At 39.0% G+C, this 19,147-nt stretch carries 17 protein-coding genes and 1 pseudogene; 12 read left to right on the forward strand and 6 right to left on the reverse strand.

What is annotated here, in order from left to right; genetic code table 11:
• Positions 1-498: 498 nt before the first annotated feature.
• Together AC3WR0_RS23155 and AC3WR0_RS23160 are read left to right on the forward strand one after the other, a co-directional pair.
• The gene (locus AC3WR0_RS23155; RefSeq protein WP_492554487.1) at positions 499-1,761 is read left to right on the forward strand and encodes an ATP-binding protein; all 1,263 of its coding nucleotides are present in this window, start codon (positions 499-501) and stop codon (positions 1,759-1,761) included.
• Between the two features lie 55 nt (positions 1,762-1,816).
• Positions 1,817-2,722: a DMT family transporter gene (locus AC3WR0_RS23160; protein WP_492554488.1), complete on the forward strand. Its 906-nt coding sequence runs from the start codon at positions 1,817-1,819 to the stop codon at positions 2,720-2,722.
• Between the two features lie 255 nt (positions 2,723-2,977).
• On the opposite strand, the gene AC3WR0_RS23165 is transcribed toward AC3WR0_RS23160, so the two are convergent.
• A complete protein-coding gene (locus tag AC3WR0_RS23165; protein WP_492554489.1) occupies positions 2,978-4,057 on the reverse strand; it encodes an ATP-binding protein in 1,080 nt (359 codons plus the stop codon).
• A 336-nt stretch (positions 4,058-4,393) separates the two neighbouring features.
• On the reverse strand, positions 4,394-5,404 hold the full coding sequence (locus AC3WR0_RS23170) for an LLM class flavin-dependent oxidoreductase (RefSeq protein WP_492554490.1): 1,011 nt from the start codon (positions 5,402-5,404) through the stop codon (positions 4,394-4,396).
• A 202-nt stretch (positions 5,405-5,606) separates the two neighbouring features.
• Between AC3WR0_RS23170 and AC3WR0_RS23175 the strand changes: the two genes are divergently transcribed.
• From AC3WR0_RS23175 to AC3WR0_RS23205, 7 genes and pseudogenes are all read left to right on the forward strand, one after another.
• Positions 5,607-6,197 carry a molybdopterin-dependent oxidoreductase gene (locus AC3WR0_RS23175; RefSeq protein ID WP_492554491.1) on the forward strand — a complete coding sequence of 197 codons (591 nt, stop codon included), beginning with the start codon at positions 5,607-5,609 and terminating at the stop codon, positions 6,195-6,197.
• A 616-nt stretch (positions 6,198-6,813) separates the two neighbouring features.
• Positions 6,814-7,674: a DMT family transporter gene (locus AC3WR0_RS23180; RefSeq protein ID WP_492554492.1), complete on the forward strand. Its 861-nt coding sequence runs from the start codon at positions 6,814-6,816 to the stop codon at positions 7,672-7,674.
• A 264-nt stretch (positions 7,675-7,938) separates the two neighbouring features.
• Complete coding sequence (locus AC3WR0_RS23185) at positions 7,939-8,139, forward strand: cold-shock protein (RefSeq protein ID WP_027319419.1); 201 nt, start codon at positions 7,939-7,941, stop codon at positions 8,137-8,139.
• A 305-nt stretch (positions 8,140-8,444) separates the two neighbouring features.
• A pseudogene (locus tag AC3WR0_RS23190) lies at positions 8,445-9,405 on the forward strand (ring-cleaving dioxygenase).
• A gap of 494 nt (positions 9,406-9,899) precedes the next feature.
• Entirely contained in the window at positions 9,900-10,325 is a 426-nt protein-coding gene (locus tag AC3WR0_RS23195) for a hypothetical protein (RefSeq protein ID WP_492554493.1), read from the forward strand.
• On the forward strand, positions 10,322-11,188 hold the full coding sequence (locus tag AC3WR0_RS23200) for an FAD:protein FMN transferase (protein WP_492554494.1): 867 nt from the start codon (positions 10,322-10,324) through the stop codon (positions 11,186-11,188). The genes AC3WR0_RS23195 and AC3WR0_RS23200 overlap by 4 nt, the downstream gene beginning before the upstream one ends.
• Before the next feature lie 2 nt (positions 11,189-11,190).
• Positions 11,191-11,715, forward strand: coding sequence for a ferric reductase-like transmembrane domain-containing protein (locus AC3WR0_RS23205; protein ID WP_492554495.1), 525 nt, complete (start codon positions 11,191-11,193; stop codon positions 11,713-11,715).
• A 65-nt stretch (positions 11,716-11,780) separates the two neighbouring features.
• Here AC3WR0_RS23205 and AC3WR0_RS23210 read toward each other — a convergent pair whose 3' ends face one another.
• Entirely contained in the window at positions 11,781-12,380 is a 600-nt protein-coding gene (locus tag AC3WR0_RS23210; protein WP_492554496.1) for a biotin transporter BioY, read from the reverse strand.
• Positions 12,381-12,503: 123 nt separating this feature from the next.
• Between AC3WR0_RS23210 and AC3WR0_RS23215 the strand changes: the two genes are divergently transcribed.
• Entirely contained in the window at positions 12,504-13,751 is a 1,248-nt protein-coding gene (locus AC3WR0_RS23215; protein ID WP_492554497.1) for a DHH family phosphoesterase, read from the forward strand.
• 330 nt (positions 13,752-14,081) lie between these two features.
• Here AC3WR0_RS23215 and AC3WR0_RS23220 read toward each other — a convergent pair whose 3' ends face one another.
• From AC3WR0_RS23220 to AC3WR0_RS23230, 3 genes are all read right to left on the reverse strand, one after another.
• Positions 14,082-14,846, reverse strand: coding sequence for an SDR family oxidoreductase (locus tag AC3WR0_RS23220; protein WP_492554498.1), 765 nt, complete (start codon positions 14,844-14,846; stop codon positions 14,082-14,084).
• A 309-nt stretch (positions 14,847-15,155) separates the two neighbouring features.
• On the reverse strand, positions 15,156-15,662 hold the full coding sequence (locus tag AC3WR0_RS23225) for a MerR family transcriptional regulator (protein WP_492554499.1): 507 nt from the start codon (positions 15,660-15,662) through the stop codon (positions 15,156-15,158).
• A 66-nt stretch (positions 15,663-15,728) separates the two neighbouring features.
• The gene (locus AC3WR0_RS23230) at positions 15,729-16,859 is read right to left on the reverse strand and encodes a MerR family transcriptional regulator (protein WP_492554500.1); all 1,131 of its coding nucleotides are present in this window, start codon (positions 16,857-16,859) and stop codon (positions 15,729-15,731) included.
• A 460-nt stretch (positions 16,860-17,319) separates the two neighbouring features.
• Between AC3WR0_RS23230 and AC3WR0_RS23235 the strand changes: the two genes are divergently transcribed.
• Together AC3WR0_RS23235 and AC3WR0_RS23240 are read left to right on the forward strand one after the other, a co-directional pair.
• A complete protein-coding gene (locus AC3WR0_RS23235; RefSeq protein WP_492554501.1) occupies positions 17,320-17,937 on the forward strand; it encodes an NUDIX hydrolase in 618 nt (205 codons plus the stop codon).
• Between the two features lie 142 nt (positions 17,938-18,079).
• Complete coding sequence (locus AC3WR0_RS23240; protein ID WP_492554502.1) at positions 18,080-18,901, forward strand: formate/nitrite transporter family protein; 822 nt, start codon at positions 18,080-18,082, stop codon at positions 18,899-18,901.
• Positions 18,902-19,147: the final 246 nt, after the last annotated feature.

Below are 19,147 nucleotides of genomic sequence, written 5' to 3' on the forward strand. Positions count from 1 at the left end.
CAAGGAAATGTTTAAATTGGAAAACTGCACACGAAGCGTTTTATGAGGAAGTGTCGCACTTAGATTGACAAACCGTCGTTTAAAAAATTATGGATTTTTACCTTGTGGTTAAATACGAATTAGGTTATTGTAATCTAGCTCCAGCGCCCAGCCCCTCGGGGTCATAAGCCAAATCACTTCAGAAATCAGGACAAGGAACGCTTCGAAAGCATCCGCTTCGCACGAAGGAAAAGCTTTATCTTTTCCGAGGATGACTGCGTGATTTGTCTTATGCCTGTCGGAGGCCCACAGGATGTGGGTCAGGAAGGCGTTGCCACAGGACGTGGCGATTTTAGCCTTTCATCATTAAAGTAGGGCGCTTGCGCCTTTTATTCCTGATTTTTTTTAAAAAGGAAGTTTCACAACTTAACAGGATATTTTTTCCCTTTTCCTCATTTTTTGGTTATAATCCACTTATCCCGGTGGATATCCACCCAACCCTAAAATGGAGATGCGAGAATGCTAGAAACGTCTGAAGCATTGATTGTTGATTTGTTTTTTATTCTAGTTGTGTCCTTGTGTACCGAACTTCTGATTGATACGAAAAAGATTCCACAAAAGTATCAATCTGCCTTTTATGTTTTTGCCTATTCACTAGCACTTGCTTTTAATATGATTTTTAATGTTCGTTTCGAGGGTAAATTTCAAATGGATTTACGTATTGCTGTATTTGTGATTGCAGGTTTATACATAGGGCACCGTTGTTTGATCCCGCTAATATTTATAACTCTAATTTATATTGGTTTTATTTATCCAGAAGAGCTAATCGCAAATGTTGTTACACTTCTTATTTCAGCAGCTGCCATTGGATGGACATCACATTATTATCGGAACTGGCGTCTTAGGGGAAAAATGATCTATATTGGTGGTGCTTCTCTTGTAACAGGCTGGGTGATTATGAAGTTAATCAACTACTTTTTTGACTTCACCACAGGATTTGATAGTTTTATTATCGGAATTTATGCAGCAGGTATTTTAATACTTATTTTTTCAAAAGAGTGGGTGAAAAATGCTATTTTACTAAAAAATCAGATACAGCACTCTGAGAAGCTTGAACTTGTCAGCCACTTGGCTGCATCCATATCACATGAAATCCGCAATCCTCTGACAGTAACCAGAGGCTTTTTACAAATACTCGAGCAAGAAGACTTTCCTCCGGTAAAAAAACGCGAGTTCTTCTCACTTGCAAAGTCCGAACTTGACCGTGCCGAGGGAATTATAAGTGATTATTTAACTTTTGCTAAACCGATTTCCAGTAAAAAAGAGATGTTATGTCTGGATACTGAACTTCAACATATTACGGAAGTCATCAGCCCATTTGCCAACATGAATTCAGTTTCTATTGTAACGGAAATCGACAAAATTGAAGTTAAAGGTGAAAAACAGCTCTTTCACCAATGCATACTTAATATCATGAAAAATGGGATAGAGGCTATGGAGACGAATGGGGGGACGTTGGTTTTAGAAACAGGAATCCAAGGAAATAAGGTTAATATCACGATTACTGATACAGGCATAGGCATGACTGAGGAGCAAATGGGCCGGCTTGGTGAACCTTATTTTTCAACCCGGGGAAAAAAAGGGACCGGTCTTGGCATGATGGTCGTATATAGTATTGTCGCTTCGATGAATGGAAGCATCGATGTGAAAAGCCAGCCAGGAAAGGGAACGACTTTTACACTTAGCTTTCCGAGGGCAGTGTCTTTAATGGCTGCAAAATAAGGAAGACTAAAGCATAAGAAAAGACCTGTTTAAATACCTTTTCGGGAGGCATTGAATGAAACAGTCACTATTTGGAGGGATTTATTTATCCCTTGCGGCGGGAATTTGGGGAGGAACCTTTGTAGTCAGCAAATATGTCCTGAATTATATTCCCCCGCTTACTTTGATCTGGATTCGTTATTTAATAGCCTTTGTCGTTTTATTTTTATTCCTTAAAACAACTGGCGCAAGAAACAAAAGTAAAACCAGGATTGGCAAACAGGGATGGCTATTACTGATATGGCTTGGTTTTATTGGTTATTTTGTTTCGATAGCCCTTCAATTCATTGGCACTAAGCTTTCGGATGCCCATACAGGTGCACTTATTACCTCTGCAACCCCTGCATTTATGGTATTATTTGCCCGTTTCATTTTAAAGGAAAGCCTTACCCTAAAGAAAACTGTCTCCCTGGTTTTAGCCTCTCTTGGTGTCGTAACGATTATTGGCTGGGATGTAAAAATAGGAGATTATCTTTGGGGATGTTTAATTTTAGTAGGAGCAGCAGTGACCTGGGCTCTGCTTTCCGTTTATGTAAAAATAGCAGCAGCAAAATATTCATCTCTTTTCATTACTACCTGGTCTATTTTCTTCGCTTTATTATTTACTACACCCGCAATGGCAGTCGAATTGCAAAATAGTAAAATGGAATTCCAATCCTCTTATATCATTTTAGGGATCTTATACCTAGGTGTCATATCTACTGCAGTGGCTTTTTTCCTTTGGAATAAAGGCCTTGAACTTATGGATGCGGGAGTAGGATCACTCTTTTTCTTTTTTCAGCCTTTTACAGGTACCTTGCTTGGGTGGCTTTTATTAGACGAAAAATTAAATTCCTCTTTTTTCTTAGGAGGTATTTTGATTTTGGCAGCTGTTTTGATTGTAAGTATTCAATCAAAAAAACCAGCGGGACTCCTGAAATAGAAGTGAGAAATAAGGTGGTATAAATAAAATTTGTTAAAGATGAAGTTATACCTTTTCATTTGGAAATGCCCTATGAATGTATTGCAAGGGCGCTGGGAGAAGAAAAGCCGCCTAAAGATATTATTCATGAGCATAATATTCCTAAATACGTGGAGGACTGGGCCCGGAAAGGTGTTAATGGTTAAATGTCCTAAATAACTTTGGCACAGAAAGAAGAGAACCAATTCTATACTCGGTTCTCTTCTTTTAAATTATTTATTTATGTATGTATGTACTTCTTGAGGAAGGAAACTTGAAGGTAAAGCGAGTTCCTTTCCCTAACTCACTATCAACTTTGATCGATCCGTTCAGTGCACGAACGATACTAAAAACAACCATCATACCTAGGCCTGTGCCCTTTGAACCTTTAGTGGAATAGTATGGCTCACCAAGTTTTTCTAATTGATCCTTGGCCATTCCCACCCCTGTATCTGTTATTTCAATTGCGACTGTATTTTTTGAAAATTCAGTTCCAATTTTAAGATAGCCGCCAGAGGGCATGGATTCTATAGCATTTTTAATGACATTAACAAAACACTGGCGAAACTTCTGCTTATCTCCCAGTATAAAACCCACGGCAGAGAAATCAGTAGTAATTTCCACAGAGTTTTGGTTTGCCATTGGCTGCAGAATTTTAATGGCTTGCAGAAGTTCAGTCTTTACATTTAATTCTTCCATTGATGTTATCGAAGGCTTTGCAAAAGTTAAATAATCCTGAATGACTCGTTCTGCTGCCATTAATTCTTCCTTAACAAGTGCTAAATATTCTTTTTGTTTATATTTAGGCAGATAATCATCCTGTAGAAGCTGTACAAATCCAGTTGCTGCTGTAAGTGGGTTTCTGATCTCGTGAGAAATAGCAGCACCCATTTGTTCAACTGCCTGGAGCTTCTCTGTCTTAATTAATTGGTGCTTCATTTGTATATTTCTTCTTACAAATTCAATCATATAAGCTATGATTCCTATACCTAGAGGTGGGATTGTTAAAAAACCAAACCAGGCATCCAGCCAAAAGATCCGAGTATGTATAAATTCCATTCCTAGCACTGTAATAAGACTTATTACCAATCCAACGGAGACAGCATAAACAATCCGTTTTTTAGGGCCTATGACTGAAAATCGGGGATACTGCCGCCAAAAGAAAAAAGCAAGCGGAATATAAAAAGCTGCAGTTTCATAAAAACCTGAATCAATTCCTAAAAAAGCTCGAATTATGATTACAGCACCTGCAATTAAGGGGCCAATTCCAAGGTAAAGTCCTCCGATAACCAGGGGAATGATTCTTAAATCATACATTGCACCTCCATCAGCATGGTAAGCAAACTGCATGGAGGTCCACAAAGCTATATAACAAATAAAGTTAAAGGAGAGCTTGGAATTGAGGAAGTTTCTTCCTTTTTCATAAAAAACGAAACAAAAAAAGAGGAAAACAATTAAAAGAGATAGGTTAATTAAAAAGTGAGTGGTTATTTCCATAAAAGTCACCTCTATTCACAGGCCTGTTTATAAAATTTTACAGTTATTTTTATTCTTCGACAAGAAAATTCTTAATAAATAATAAAAACTAGCACATTATAGCTATTAAAATAAAAAAAACAGCGAGTATGGTCGCTGCTAATTTTTAAGTAATCATTATTTATTCAGTTCAGAAACAATTTGATAGGACTTTAGACGAGCTTGATGATCATAAATTTGGGAGTTAATAATCATTTCATCGGCCTGAGTTTTATCAAGAAATGCCTGAAGCTTTTCTCTAACTGTTTCAGGACCGCCAATAATAGAAGAACCCAGGCGTTGATTTAGCAAGGTACGTTCGTACTCACTTGTAAACTCTTCAATATTATCGACAGGCGGTAATAAAGGTCCGGGATTATTCCGGAGGAGATTAAGGAATTGTTGCTGAAGTGAGGTCGAAAGTCTCACTGCTTTTTCATCTGTCTCTGCCGCCACCACATTTACGCCTACCATGGCATAAGGCTCACTTAATACCTCAGAAGGCTGGAAACTTCGGCGGTACAAATCCAGGGCAGGGATTGTGTTTTCAGGAGAAAAATGGCTTGCAAAAGAAAATGGCAGACCGAGCTGACCTGCCAGCTGTGCGCTAAAACCACTTGATCCCAGCAGCCAAATAGGAATATTTAATCCCTCTCCAGGAACCGCATGAACTGTTTTTTTTATTTTTGCATCAAAGTAGGCACGAAGTTCATCAAGCTGTTCCGGAAAATCATTTCCGTCACTTCTCCGGTCACGTCTTAATGCATGGGCAGTAATTTGGTCAGTTCCAGGCGCGCGGCCAAGACCCAGGTCAATTCTCCCTGGGAAAAGAGATTCAAGTGTGCCAAACTGTTCTGCAATAATTAACGGGGCATGATTTGGAAGCATAATTCCTCCCGAGCCCACCCTGATTGTACTGGTGCCTCCTGCTACATAGCCGATAACCACTGAAGTGGCAGAGCTTGCAATCCCAGGCATATTATGGTGTTCGGCAAGCCAGTAGCGCTTGTAACCCCATTCTTCAGCATGTCTGGCCAAATCAAGGGTGTTTCGGAGGGAATCAGCAGCAGTTCCGCCTTTTAAAATTGGAGATAGGTCAAGCACAGAAATTGCTAAATCTTTCAATTGTTTTTTGTTTGTATCTGACATTTATTTCATCTTCTTTCGTTGTTTTCTAAAGAAAATATAATCTATTGTAACAATTATTAAATAGACGACAAAACGAAACGTTCTGGCCAGCTTTCTATGTTGTTCCATTGGAGCAGTTAAAATGAGAATTCTCACTTGCATCCCGTAATCTCTATCGTTATCCTTATTTTAGAACATATGCACGGGAATGGGAGGAACCCTAATGAACAATAGTTTACCGCCAGGGCAATTTGAAACCGATAAATGGCCGATTCTTCATAAAGGTGATGTTTATAATTTTAATAAGACATTTTGGACTTTCCGCCTTTTCGGCGAGGTAAAGGAGGAAGTTAGTCTTTCGTTTGATCAGTTTATGAGTTTGCCAAAAACAACAACAGCCATTAATATGCATTGTGTTACAACCTGGTCAAAGTTTGGCACTGTGTTTGAAGGAATCAGATTATCAGATCTTCTTAATCTTGTTGAACTGAACGAAGGGGTCCAATACATTAAAGTTTTTGGTTATTATAACGGGGACAGATTTGGATATTCTGCTAATCTGCCTCTAAAACCACTGTTGGGTGAGGACTCATTGTTTGTTTTTCGCTGGAAGGATGAAACACATGATTGGCAGGAGCTTGATCCTAAGCATGGGTATCCGCTTCGCTTCATTCCGCCAGAAACTTTCTATTTATGGAAAGGAACTAAATGGGTCTCAGGGATACAATTTATGAAGGAAGATGAAGCAGGTTTTTGGGAGGACTACGGCTATTCAATGACCGCCAATCCTTTTAAAGAAGAGCGATTCAGATAATTTGGCAGTTTTATCAGAACGAGGCGAAAGCAATAGCTTTCGTCGTTTTTTTAATGGTAAAGAAAGCATAAAGTTTTACCTATAAAATTGTCTAGCTCCAGCGCCCAGCGAGTTTTCATCTCTGAAAATCTTCCTTGAGTATCTTGCATCAAGTAGGACCTTTAGGTGATACTTGGTGCAGCTAGTGTCCATCCCACTTATCCCTACGATAAGTCAACATCGAAATGCTTTGCATTTCGTGTTGTCCAGCTTCAGTGTCTAGGGGCTCGAGGTCATAAGCCAATCCGTCTGAAGGTTAAAGAACAACCTTCTCGCCGGCTCGTCTTATACTTGTCGCCCCTAGTCAAGACACTTTAGCATTTCATTATCCTTTATCTCAGTCGTAGTGAAGGCGCGTAGGACGCGTGTCAGAAAGGCGTTGCCACAGGACAAGGAAAGCTTCGTCAGCTTAGCTCATCGCACGAAGGAAAAGCGCAGCTTTTTCGAGGACGTGGCGACCTTAGCCTTTCTTCAAATGGCCATACGTCGCTGAACGGGCGCTTGCGCTTTTCTTAATAGAGACACAAAACTTTGTATTGCGAATAGTCAGATGCGGATTTAAAATGAGAGAGGGAAAATGAAAGAGAGAGAAGGATTCAGCATGTGGATTGCTGCAGCTTTGGTGACAACACTAAGCTTCGGAATGAACAACACTATTTTTAAATGGAGTACAGTACACGGTCTATCTAAAGTACATATTCAGTTTTTTTTCTACTTCGTTGCCTTTTTGCTGACACTTGGTTATGGGATTACAATAGGATCGCTGCATTTTAATTTGCTGGCTATCATTCTCGGCTGTCTTATTGGAATATTAAACGCCAACGGAAATATACAGCTATCCAGAGCATTTGAGAAGGGACCTGCAAGCCTTACTTCACCATTAGTAGGTACTAATGCTATTTTTCCTATCATTGGGGCAGGCATTATTTTTCATGAACATATTTCACTTCTCCAGTGGATAGGAATTATATTTATTCTTGGCTCAGCTATGATCATCCAATATTCACCGGGATCAGGTCGCGGAACCGAATATGGACCTTGGCTGTTGCGTGTCCTTTTAGCCATAATGTCTTTTGGAATTCTAGGGATTTTAATGAAAACAACCTCCTATTTGCAAATAAGTTCACTGGATACTCTTATCTGCATGTATGGAGGAGGCAGTATTTATTTAGGCCTTACCAGTATTCATGAAAAAGAAAGCTGGCAGCGTACAGAAGCTAATATTGGCTCTCTTGTAGGTCTGGTAAGTGTCGTAGGATATAGCTGCTATTTCTATGCCCTTCAGAAAGGAGCGGCTAGTATTGTTTTTCCTATCGTAAGTTTAAATTGTCTAGTCGTGATCGTTGCCGGATGTTGGCTGTTTAAGGAAAAATTAAAGCCTTATCAGCTTGTCGGGATATTCACGGCACTTCTAGGAATTATTTTCACAAAAATTTGATTGCTCAATAGCATGGAGGAAGTTTTTTCTGCTGTTTTTTCGTCAAAAAGTGTAGAAAACAATGGTTTTTTTTTGAAGTTTTTATCACTTTATTAGAAAACCCGGCATGAATTCTTGCACATTTCCATTTTTTCTGTTATTGTAAAGGAGAATTATTTTTGTTCGGGTATGTAAGGAAGAAAAACAAATGCTTTTCGCCTGAATATCGATAAGAGCAAGAATAGTAATACAAATGTGTGTTAAGCACACTGGGAGGCAACAATAATGGAAACAGGTAAAGTAAAATGGTTTAACGCAGAAAAAGGATTCGGATTCATCGAGCGCGAAGGTGGAGAAGACGTATTCGTACACTTCTCAGCTATCCAAGGTGAAGGCTTCAAAAGTCTTGAAGAAGGTCAAGAAGTATCTTTCGATATCGAGCAAGGTGCTCGTGGACCTCAAGCTGCTAACGTTCGCAAAAACTAATATTTTGCCCATACAAAAACAGGCTCTCTCGGGAGCCTGTTTTTTTTTGCGTTTTAGGAAAGCTATAATTATAAAAAGAAAAAACCCCGCTCAAGTGAGCGAGGCTGTATGTTACAGTAAAGCAAATGGTAAATTTATTATATCATAAGTTTTCAACATAATCAGTCAAAATTTGATATTTTTCCCGAAAAAACGAATAAAAATTCTTCCAGTTAACCAAAATAGGCAAACTCTTTAGAAATATAGCTGTCTGAACTGATCTGTTAAGATGTTAAACCGGATAAATGCAAGAGGAGGCAATACATATGAATTTGTTAGGGCTGCACCATGTTTCGATTCTTACAGGTAAAGCTGAACGGAACTACCAATTCTATACGAATATATTAGGCATGCGGTTAATAAAAAAAGGTGTTAATCAAGATAACACCAGCTCTTACCATTTGTTTTACGGAGATGCAAATGGTACTCCGGGAACAGAGATTACTTTTTTTGATATTCCAGGACTGGGACATACATATCCGGGAATTTCAAGTATATCAAGAGTTTCTTTAAGGGTAAAAAGCACGACATCACTCCGGTTTTGGAGAGATCGATTTGCACAGACCCGAGTAGTGCATGGGGAAATTATAAGTATGGCCAATCGAGATACTTTGATTTTTGAGGACTTCGAAGGAACCAAACTTATGCTAGTGGCCGATAATGGTGAAAAAGGGATAGCTCCGGGGATATCTTGGAGCAGTGTAACCGGCCCTAAACCAATAATGGCATGCTCTATTGGCTGTCGGAGCATTGGAACCGACTGCCAAAGTTTTAACTGAAATTCTCGGCTTTCAGCACATAGGCTCTTTTCTTTTATCTGAAAACGGAGTGCCGAAAACAGAAATTTTTAGTACAGGAGAAGGGGGAGCAGGAGCAGAAGTTTATGTCGAAATAAGACCTGGGTTTCCAAAAGAACGATTGGGCAGAGGCGGAGTACATCATGTTGCCTTTAGAGTGCCGAATGAGGATGAATTAAGCTATTGGGTTCAAAGAATAAATAAATTTGGCTATGTTAATTCTGGGGAAGTGGACCGTTACTACTTTAGAGCTCTTTACTTCAGGGAACCTAATGGCATCCTTTTTGAGCTTTCAACTGATACACCAGGATTTGATGTAGATGAAGATATAGAAAATTTGGGTGAGAAACTTTCGCTTCCGCCATTTCTGGAAACAAAGAGGGAAGAAATTGAAGCTAGCCTTCGACCTTTAGAGCTTAAAAAGAATTAAGAAAGAAAGCAAACCGCCATTTATGGCGAATTCAGTTTGTCGACAATAGGGGGAGCGGAATGCTTTGATCCGAGCCCCTTTTTATTTTATTGATCTCCTATGGGATATTACCATGCTTATTCACGGATTCAAGACTGTTACTTGAACTCGCCAAGTGCATTTAGCCTTTTTTATAAATTAAGCGCAGCGAAAGTAAGCATCGCCTCTATCGACAATTTTTAATTCCCCTCAAGGTTGTCCTACCTATGACTAGCTTCTCTTTTGCACAGGTGAAAATACGCTTGACGGTTTCTTTACGTTTTTTCCATACATGTTTTTTACCTCTCCTTTATGCCTCGTGTAGAAGTTAACATAGCAATTGAAAAAACTCCCAAATCTAGTTTTTCTTTTTCCAACATGAACTTAAGGAAAACTTAAGATTTATCTTAGATAATCACACTATCAGCTAATCTAGCTAGTTAAAAAAAACTTTTAAATAGGAAAGAGGTTATATGATGGATAAGAAAAAATTAATCTCCTGGGGAGTTAGCTTTGGCAGTGTTTCAATTGTGGCAGGAATGGTAGCTTACCTTGGTTTGGGAGATGGGCAGCAAAATCAGAAACAGGCTGATGCTCCAGCTACCTCCCAAAATCAAAGGGAAAATAGAAACAATGAACAGTCCACATGGAACAGCGGACAGGACGGAGACCAGGGAACAGCTCTTAATCAGGATGGGGACAGTGCAGATCAAAACACAAATGGAGATTTTAACGGGGAGGCACATCATTCCAGGCACGGATTTGGAGATCGAGGTTTTTCAGATGGGCAGCAATCCGATAGCCAGTTTGGTCAGGGTGACAGTGCCGGTAGCCAATTTGATCAGGGAGGGTCTTCTGATCAACAGCAATTCGATACAAGGACTGGAGGAACGAACTTTTGAAAAAACATAGGTTCCGTTCTATGAGTACAATGATAGAGGTTTCATATTGTGAGACAATCTTTCCTTTTCAAATAGATGAAATAATTGATTACTTTTCTTTGATTGAAAGTATTTGCAGCCGGTTTAGGAAAGACAGTGAATTATCTCTAATAAATAATCAAGTCGGACAGGAACAGCCCGTATCAGATCTATTATTAGATATCTTGCAAGCTGCTCTCTTATTTTACAATGAAACAGATGGACTCTTTAATCCAGGAATTCTTGATGCCCTAGAAAACCAAGGCTATTTAGAATCAATTGAAAAAGTGATAGAGGGTACGAGTGTAAAGCAGGAATATAAAAAAACTAACTTTGTTCCCTACATCTTAAACGCAGAAAAAAGAACTGTAACTCTTCATACCAGAATAGATTTAGGCGGAATTGCAAAAAGCTGGGCAGTAGATAAAGCAGCGGAAATGCTAGACCCCTTCGGATATGGATACGTAAATGCAGGAGGGGACATACGCATTTTTGGTAAACTCCCCAGGCCATTGCGCATAGGAGTGGAAGATCCTTTTAATCCCATTAATAATTTAACGGTCATAGAAGTTGAATCAGGAGGGGTCGCCACTTCATCTACCATAAAAAGAAGATGGGAGGCAAATGGAAACTGGCACCATCATTTAATTGATCCTCAAACAGGGGAATCAAGCAACGGAGATATTGTTTCATCTACACTAACAGCCGCAAGCTGCGTTGAAGCAGACGTTTGGGCAAAATCGATTCTTCTGCTTGGCGAGGAACAAGGAGTCCAGATGGTAAAGCAAAGAAAAAGCAAAGCAGTCCTTATTAATAGTAATGGATTGCTGGTGAAAGGAAGCTGAAAATGGATCAATATATTTGGTATTTAATTCGGGCAACAGGTATGGTTGCCTACGTGCTGATGTTTTTTTCGGTATTGACAGGTTTGTATAGCCAATATGCAAAAAGCAGGAAAATTAAAATTAAAAATACTTTATTTTTACACGAGAAATTGTCAGACTGGAGTTTGATTCTTGTAGTCATCCATGTAGTAGCCCTATTTTTTGATCGCTATGTTACATTAAACTGGATTGAAATACTCGTTCCTTTGCAAACAAACTATCATCCGCTTGGTATGGCAACAGGCATTTTTGCCCTCTATTTTTTAATTTTTACTATGGTTACATCAAAAGCTAAAAAACTAATCGGATTTAAAGTATGGAAAAAGCTGCACGGATTAAATCCAATTCTTTATATTCTTACGACAGTTCATGGAATATTCCTTGGGAGTGATACGAATACTGCATTTTATGTTGGTATTAATGCCGTTCCTATGGTAATTCTCCTTGCGCTTCTTTTTAAAAAAACACCAGCTCAAACAGTAAATTAATAAGTCTTAAAGCATCCGGAAACCCGAATGCTTTTTTTCGTTTTTCACAAATGATACAATCTAAATCAAGCTGCGCGTTTTAAATTCTTAAATTGACCTTTCGAAAGTACCGTTTTATCCAGCCTATGAGCAAGCAACCCAGCCAATACGGATAAAATAACATCTTTAGGAAGAGGAACTACCATCCAGGCCCATGCCATTTTATAGCTAAAAGCAGAAGGAGCAGCAGACCAGAATTTATAGGCATAATACATCCAGTTAGTTCCAACAACATAGTTTATTACTAATCCAATTAAGGAAGCTAAAATAAAGGATGGAACACTGCTATTTTTCTCAACAATTTTACCTGTAAAATAGGCGACAAGAATAAAGGATAGTATAAAGCCGAAGGTTGGATCCAAAATAATTGAGAACCCGCCATGAAAACGTGAGAATACCGGAATTCCTATTAACCCGGCAACAGCGTAAACAATCATGGAAAGAGTTCCAACTCTGCTTCCAAGAACAAGACCAGCTAGTACAGCAAAAAAGGTTTGAAGTGTGATCGGTACCCCTCCGACCACCATAAATGGAGCAATTTGAGTAATATTTGCCCCAATCGCCATTAAGGCAACAAACATGGCCGCCATAGTTAAATCAATTGTTTTAAAACTGCGTTTCATCATTTTTCCTCCATTTGTTGTATTTACAATTTAACAATAATAGGTCAGGAATATATATGTCAACTAAAAATATAATCAGGTTAACATTTAAGAGCGAAATGACCTGCGGAAGGATGATTTTAAAAAATGAGGCTTTTTACTGATATTGATTTGGATGGATTAGGATGCGGGCTCCTTGCTAAAATGGCTTACAAGGAGAATGCTGAAGTATATTATTGTTCTTACCGTAACTTGGACAAGCGGGTAATGCAATTTATTGATAAGCCTGATTCTCATAACGCAGAAGTTTATATAACTGATCTAGCTGTAAGCAAGGAAGTCGAAGTAAAGCTCGAGGAACGATTTAAAAAGGGAAGACATGTAAGGATGATTGATCACCATATCACTGCTATGCACTTTAATGAACACGAATGGGCATCCGTTAATCCAGAATATGAAACAGGGAAAAAAACTTGTGCAACATCTCTTTTTTATGACTTCTTAGTTGAAAATGGGAAATTGGAAAAAACAAAAGCTCTAGACGAATTCACCGATCATATCCGTCAGTATGACACCTGGGAATGGGAAGAAAATGACAATGTTCAGGCTAAAAGGCTAAATGATTTATTTTACATAATAGGGCGAGAACAATTTGAAGGTGAGATGCTTAGCAGGCTGAATCATAATCAGGACTCATTTTCGCTTTCAGAAACAGAAAACCAGCTGCTTGATATTGAGGAAAGAAAAATAGAACGCTATATTTTTTCCAAGGAGCGGCAGATGGTCCAAACCTTTGTTGATGAATTTTGTGTGGGGATCGTTCATGGTGAACAATATTTATCTGAGCTGGGGAACGCATTAAACAAACAAAACCCTCATTTGGATATGATCGTAATCTTGAATGTGGGCAGTAAGAAGGTTGGTTTTAGAACCATTCATGATGATATTAACGTTGCGGAATACGCCAGAACATTTGGCGGAGGAGGACACCCTAAGGCCTCAGGCTGCGATATGACGGAAGATGCTTTTAGGAAGTTTGTTGTGGAAATCTTCCCTTATGAACCAGTTAGACCAGATGCATATAATAATGAATTCAATGTTAAAGGAGCAAAATATGGTACTTCTTATTTGAATAAGGATGGACTAATTTCGATTATTCTTCCTTTGCCTGATGGTACATTAGCCCTTATCCATAATGGCAATAAAATGGAGCAGGTCTTTTGGAAGTACGAGGAAGCTGAAAATTTTATCAAAAGAAATTATTCTTCATGGCTCCGTTATGACGAAGACTATATTCATTATTTGTCTGGCGAACATGCTATTGCAAAGGATGAACTTCGAAAAACCTATACTAGCTTTATTACAAAGGTCCACACAGACCTGTTAAATAAATAAAGAATTAACAGGCTGTCTCCATTACGAGACAGCCTGTTTGTCGACGAAAGGGGGTTTGAAATGCTTTATTCCGAACCCTCCTTTTTAATTTTATTGAGATTTCCAATTGGTTTAACCCATATTTACTTACGGATTCAAGGCCGTTATTGAGGCACCTTAATCACCTCAAGCATTATATATATCTATTTTAAAATAGGCTTTGTTCTGCTGCCAAACCAACTTTCTAGGCCCAATGGACAGCGAGTGCCTGGGAACGGAAATCACCGGGCTCCCTCTATAAAAATAGCTGTAGAAAAGCTCGGTTTTCACCGATTTTTCTACAGCCTGTTTTCATTTAAAGTCAGGGTTTCTGTTCAAAAATCCTTTCCAAGCCTGTTCAGTTCCGCGGTCTATTTCATCCCTGGAAGCTCGCAATCTTTCCTGAGATCCCCCGTAGCCGATTTCCTGATCACCATTTTTAATATGATTAAAAACTGTATCTGCAAAGTCATCCAGCGGTGCTCCGAAGGTATGGAGACCAGCGCCGCCCAAATCCGTATTGACAGCAGGAGGAAGAACCTCGATTACCTTTACATTGGTCTCCTCTAGCTGGTGTCTTAGTGAAATGGTAAAGGAGTGTATAGCCGCTTTGGTTGCACTATAAATTGGCACCCATACTCCAGGCGTGATGGATAAGCCGGATGAAACATTCACTATAGCTCCCTGCTCCTGCTTGACTAAATGAGGGAGAAACATTAGAACAAGGTGGATAGGGGCCTCCATGTTGGTAATTATCTCATTTTGATGATAAATCCATTCGTTTTCATCTTTTAAAAGATTTACCCGCTGCTGTATTCCCGCATTGTTTACAAGAACGTTTAGGCCAGGAAATTCCTTAATCGCCCATTCGAAAAGAGACTTGCGATCTTCTACGCTTGATACATCACAAACGCGTGTATGTAAATCTGGGAAACGCTGCTTTGCTTCCTCAAGCTTTTCGGCCCTGCGTCCGACAATAATAACTTCGTTTCCTTCATTTAGAAACCGTTCAGCAAAAGCAAGACCAATTCCAGATGCTCCGCCTGTAATTAATATGGTATTACCGGAAATTTTCATTTTGTTCTCCTCCTTTGGGGATATGGTAACTGATAAAAGTGATGATATACAAACATTTAAGTTCAGACCCTATAGTATTCCCTAAGAAAAGCCAGGATATCTTAATTCATTTCCTTACTTGGATTAAAACTCAGAAAAATGGCAGAGGGATAAACCTTTACTGCTGCAAAATTTGATATTATTTGTTTTACCGCAACTTCTAAGACTAGTCCGTTTGTGAAAAGGAAATCTGAGTCACCCCGCATAATCATGGTAATTTATTCCTATAATTTGGATAGAAAAAAAGCACACACCAATTGGTATGTACTTTTAAAATCCAAATAGAAAAGAGAGCATTTTTCTCTTCTTAGGTTTCCTGGATAATACTTCATGAATAGGTGTTTCGATTTTCTCATCACATCTTAATGAGGTTTCGAGAAAAGATATTTTTTCAGTTAAATGATTAATTTCCTCCTGAAGGTCTTCAATTTCCCGCCGGTGCTGCAATAGCTGATAAGATGTAACAGAGTCTGCCTTCTCGTTAAGTCTTCGTTCTAAATCATTAATTTTTTCCAAAATTCGATTCATGGTCGTATCGGTTTCAGGCTTTTTCACCAAAGCTATTCGGGGCTTTTTCTCTTTTGCTGCGGCGATTTCCTGAAGGAGGGTACCGTTTTGCACCTGGTCCTGAATGGTTTTTAAAATCTCTATATCTTCATCGTTAAAATGGTAGTGACCCCGCTCGTTTCTTTCCATTGGCAGTTCAAGCTGCTTGACCCATCTTTGGATGGTGCTCTGCGAAACACCTAATAATTTTGACACTTCTGCAGTATTCATTCATTTTCCCACCTTTTTAAATTTTCTTTTAATTAAGGTCCAGAAAACTATTGATATATTAGTTCCTTATTTCTTATTCCAAATAGACCAGCGCTTTTTAGGTTTTTCTTTAGCGGGGGCCGCCTCCCTAAAGCTTTCTACCATATCCTGAAAGGCTGCTTCACGTTTCCCCACTTCATGGCTTAGCTGTTCGCGTACATTATTAATGGTTTCGATATAGTATTCGCGGTCAATGTTAATACCTTCGACTAATTCATCTGAAAGCTTTGCCATATTGGCTTCAAGGTTTTTTACCCTTGTAGTATTCATTTCTGCTGTCTTACCGATTGTTGCCGAGAGTGCTTCTACTGCTTCAGAGGTCTGTTTCGAAACGTTCGCAATGCTGTTAGACAGAGATTCCACAGTTTCTGTGGTGGTTTCGGAAGATTTCGCAATACTGAATGTAAGGGTTTCGATCGTTTCATAGTTATGTTCCGAAGCCATTACAATATTATTGGAAAGTGCCTCTATCGTTTCGGCAGTGTGGATGGATGTTTTGGCAATTTTGCTTTCAAGGCTTTTTATTTTTTTTGAAGTATGTTCTGATGATTTTGCAATATGATTAGAAAGAGCTGACATTGTTTCGGAAGTACGTTCTGAAGTTTTCGCAAGCTGATTGGAGATCGTCTTTATTTCGTCTTTCGTCTTTTCTGCTGATTTATAAATCGAATCTGATATGCTTTTCACAGTTTGTAGTGTGCCTTTTGAAATCTCTTTTTTTACTTCTTCAACAATCTCCCTACGAACGCCATTTCTTAATTCATTTTTAATTTCATCCAATAAATGATCCTTGAATTCATTGAGCATGGGCATCAAGTCGGTGGTGGGATGGCTGGTGTTTTCGGAATTAGGGAATCCCGAAAAAGGGACAAGTCCGGCTTCGAATGATTCGGAGGCAGGTTCCGAATTTCCTCCCAAATGTCTCTGAAGAAGCTCCCGAATCATTTCCTTCCCTAAGTTCTTTTCTCGCATTTGCTTTATTTTAATTAAAAGTGTAATCTCAGTTTCCGTATAATAGCGAGCTCCTTGTTTAGTCCGGGGGATGACCAAGATTCCCTCTAAATCTTTTTCCCATTGTCTAATAGTTCCTGATGGCACTTGAATCTGTTTTGAAACTTCTTTTATAGTGTGCGCCTTTACAAACGTAGATTCTTTCATGTGAACAGCCCTTTCTGAATTATAATAGGATTTGGCTATCGAAAAATGGTCTTCTTAAATAATTCATCAATGGGAAGCCTCTTTTCCTGCCGAGTGACAAAAGCTCTCAAAACAAGACCTAAAAGACCATTTCCCAACAATTTAAACGGAAAGAGCTTAATCTTTTGTAATTGATTCACTTTTTTTGCAAAATAAAGAGGAGAAACTTCCTCGTTCTTAAATTCTTTGTTAAATAAGGTTGTAGTTTGTAAAAGGATTTGCGGCACTCCTAGAAAATGCCTGCATTTCCTTCATAGATACAGATTCTCAAGATGCTAGTTCGATGTGATGCGGAAAAACGAACTGGTAAGACTCCACAGTGAGGAATGAGCGAGAAGGCTTGACAGTTCGTTCGAAAGGGAGCAGATTTTTTTCAAAGCTTTAAAAAACAATGCCGAAAATGGGCAGGAGGAGAGAAATAGTGAATTTAATTGATGTTCTGGCAAAATTACAGTATCGGACTCCAGCTATACTTGGAAGTGAAAATTTCAAAAAGTATTCTGTTCTTCTCCCCCTGTTGGAAAAAGAGGACGGTATACATATTCTTTTTGAAGTAAGGTCACATCAGCTCAGAAGGCAGCCGGGTGAAATATGTTTTCCGGGAGGTAAAATGGATCCCGAGGACGAGGACGAAGAATTTTCTGCCATTCGTGAAACCTCTGAAGAGCTCAGAATTAAAAAAAGCGAGGTAAAAAGCGTCTTTCCGCTGGATTATATGGTATCCCCATTTGGTATGATTATTTATCCTTATGTTGGCATCCTTTCAGATGCAGAGAATCTTAATCCTAACCCTTCAGAAGTAGAAGAGATTTTTACTGTTCCTCTTACCTATTTCCTTGAAAACAAGCCGGATATCTATCACGTCAATTTTGAAGTAAAGCCGCAGGATGGCTTTCCGTTCCATTTAATTGCTGGGGGAGAAAATTATAACTGGCAGGCGCGCAAAATGGAAGAGATCTTTTATGAATATGACGGCAGGGTTATTTGGGGACTGACAGCCCGTGTTTTATATCATTTCATTAAGGTAATAACTAATTAGTTCTGCAGCCTTCTGTTTAGGAGGCTGTTTTTTAGTGGATAGGAAATATTTTCGTTTGTAACTTCCTTTAGAGGGGAAATAAACCAATGAGTACATTAAAACGTATCTCATTCAAAATCTCAAGACAGAGGGAGGAACAAACATGGCTGTAAAAAAACCACAGCAAATAGCCCAATTGGCAGTGGAAGCAGGTATTTCTAAGGCCGCACTTCCGTTAAGAAGCATGCTGCTGCTTGGTTTCCTAGGGGGAGCTTTTATTGCCCTTGGTTATTTACTCGATATCCGGGTAACAGCTAATCTTCCAAAGGAATGGGGAACTTTTGGCGCTTTTTTGGGCGCTGCGGTTTTTCCATTGGGACTGATTCTTATTGTAATAGCAGGCGGGGAGTTACTTACCGGTAATATGATGGCCGTATCCATTGCATGTTTATCTAAAAGGATAAAATTTAGCAGGCTTCTAAACAATTGGTTTTGGATTACAATCAGTAATTTTATAGGTGCATTATTTGTTGCTTATGTTTTTGGGCATCTTGCAGGACTAACCTCTGACGGCCCTTTTTTGGACAAGACAATCAGTATGGCCCAGGGTAAAATCGAGGAGGGATTTTGGGAAAGTTTTTTTTCTGGAATAGGTTGTAACTGGCTCGTAGGTCTCGCTGTATGGCTTTCTTTTGGATCAGAAGAGATGGGTGGAAAAATCCTTGCAATTTGGTTTCCTATTATGGGATTCGTTGCTATTGAATTTCAGCACGTTGTTGCAAATATGTTCGTCATCCCGGCAGCCATATTTGCCGGTCACTTTAGCTGGATGGAATATTTGACGAACTTTGTTCCTGTATTCCTTGGGAATGCTGTTGGAGGAGGTTTATTCGTAGGATTGATTTATTGGTCTTCCTATAAATCCTACTTGGCTCCGCAAGTAACAGAAGAATACAAAATGATGCCTAAACGGAAAGCGAGATAACATTTCAAAAAAGTTCCATTGCAATTAAAGATGAAGTCTATTGTGACTGCTTTTCATATAGTAAAACTTATGAGTAATAGTATTATCCTTCATTATCTTTTTTCCTTTACAAAGAATGTTTGGGGCACGTACTTCTACCTCCTATAACCCTTTTTCGGGAAGACCTTTGGGGAACTAAGCCATAACTAGAAAAAACTTAAACCGGATAGCGGCGCTCTCCGGTTTGTTTATGCCCACAAATTTCTG

The sequence above is a fragment of the Neobacillus sp. FW104-15D2 genome, assembly GCF_058790155.1.

Bases quoted from the DNA above. Each gene is read 5' to 3' on its own strand.
- AC3WR0_RS23155 (WP_492554487.1), top strand. From the start codon at position 499: ATGCTAGAAACGTCTGAAGCATTGATTGTTGATTTGTTTTTTATTCTA.
- AC3WR0_RS23160 (WP_492554488.1), top strand. From the start codon at position 1,817: ATGAAACAGTCACTATTTGGAGGGATTTATTTATCCCTTGCGGCGGGA.
- AC3WR0_RS23165 (WP_492554489.1), bottom strand. From the start codon at position 4,057: ATGTATGATTTAAGAATCATTCCCCTGGTTATCGGAGGACTTTACCTT.
- AC3WR0_RS23170 (WP_492554490.1), bottom strand. From the start codon at position 5,404: ATGTCAGATACAAACAAAAAACAATTGAAAGATTTAGCAATTTCTGTG.
- AC3WR0_RS23175 (WP_492554491.1), top strand. From the start codon at position 5,607: ATGAACAATAGTTTACCGCCAGGGCAATTTGAAACCGATAAATGGCCG.
- AC3WR0_RS23180 (WP_492554492.1), top strand. From the start codon at position 6,814: ATGAAAGAGAGAGAAGGATTCAGCATGTGGATTGCTGCAGCTTTGGTG.
- AC3WR0_RS23185 (WP_027319419.1), top strand. From the start codon at position 7,939: ATGGAAACAGGTAAAGTAAAATGGTTTAACGCAGAAAAAGGATTCGGA.
- AC3WR0_RS23195 (WP_492554493.1), top strand. From the start codon at position 9,900: ATGGATAAGAAAAAATTAATCTCCTGGGGAGTTAGCTTTGGCAGTGTT.
- AC3WR0_RS23205 (WP_492554495.1), top strand. From the start codon at position 11,191: ATGGATCAATATATTTGGTATTTAATTCGGGCAACAGGTATGGTTGCC.
- AC3WR0_RS23210 (WP_492554496.1), bottom strand. From the start codon at position 12,380: ATGATGAAACGCAGTTTTAAAACAATTGATTTAACTATGGCGGCCATG.
- AC3WR0_RS23215 (WP_492554497.1), top strand. From the start codon at position 12,504: ATGAGGCTTTTTACTGATATTGATTTGGATGGATTAGGATGCGGGCTC.
- AC3WR0_RS23220 (WP_492554498.1), bottom strand. From the start codon at position 14,846: ATGAAAATTTCCGGTAATACCATATTAATTACAGGCGGAGCATCTGGA.
- AC3WR0_RS23225 (WP_492554499.1), bottom strand. From the start codon at position 15,662: ATGAATACTGCAGAAGTGTCAAAATTATTAGGTGTTTCGCAGAGCACC.
- AC3WR0_RS23230 (WP_492554500.1), bottom strand. From the start codon at position 16,859: ATGAAAGAATCTACGTTTGTAAAGGCGCACACTATAAAAGAAGTTTCA.
- AC3WR0_RS23240 (WP_492554502.1), top strand. From the start codon at position 18,080: ATGGCTGTAAAAAAACCACAGCAAATAGCCCAATTGGCAGTGGAAGCA.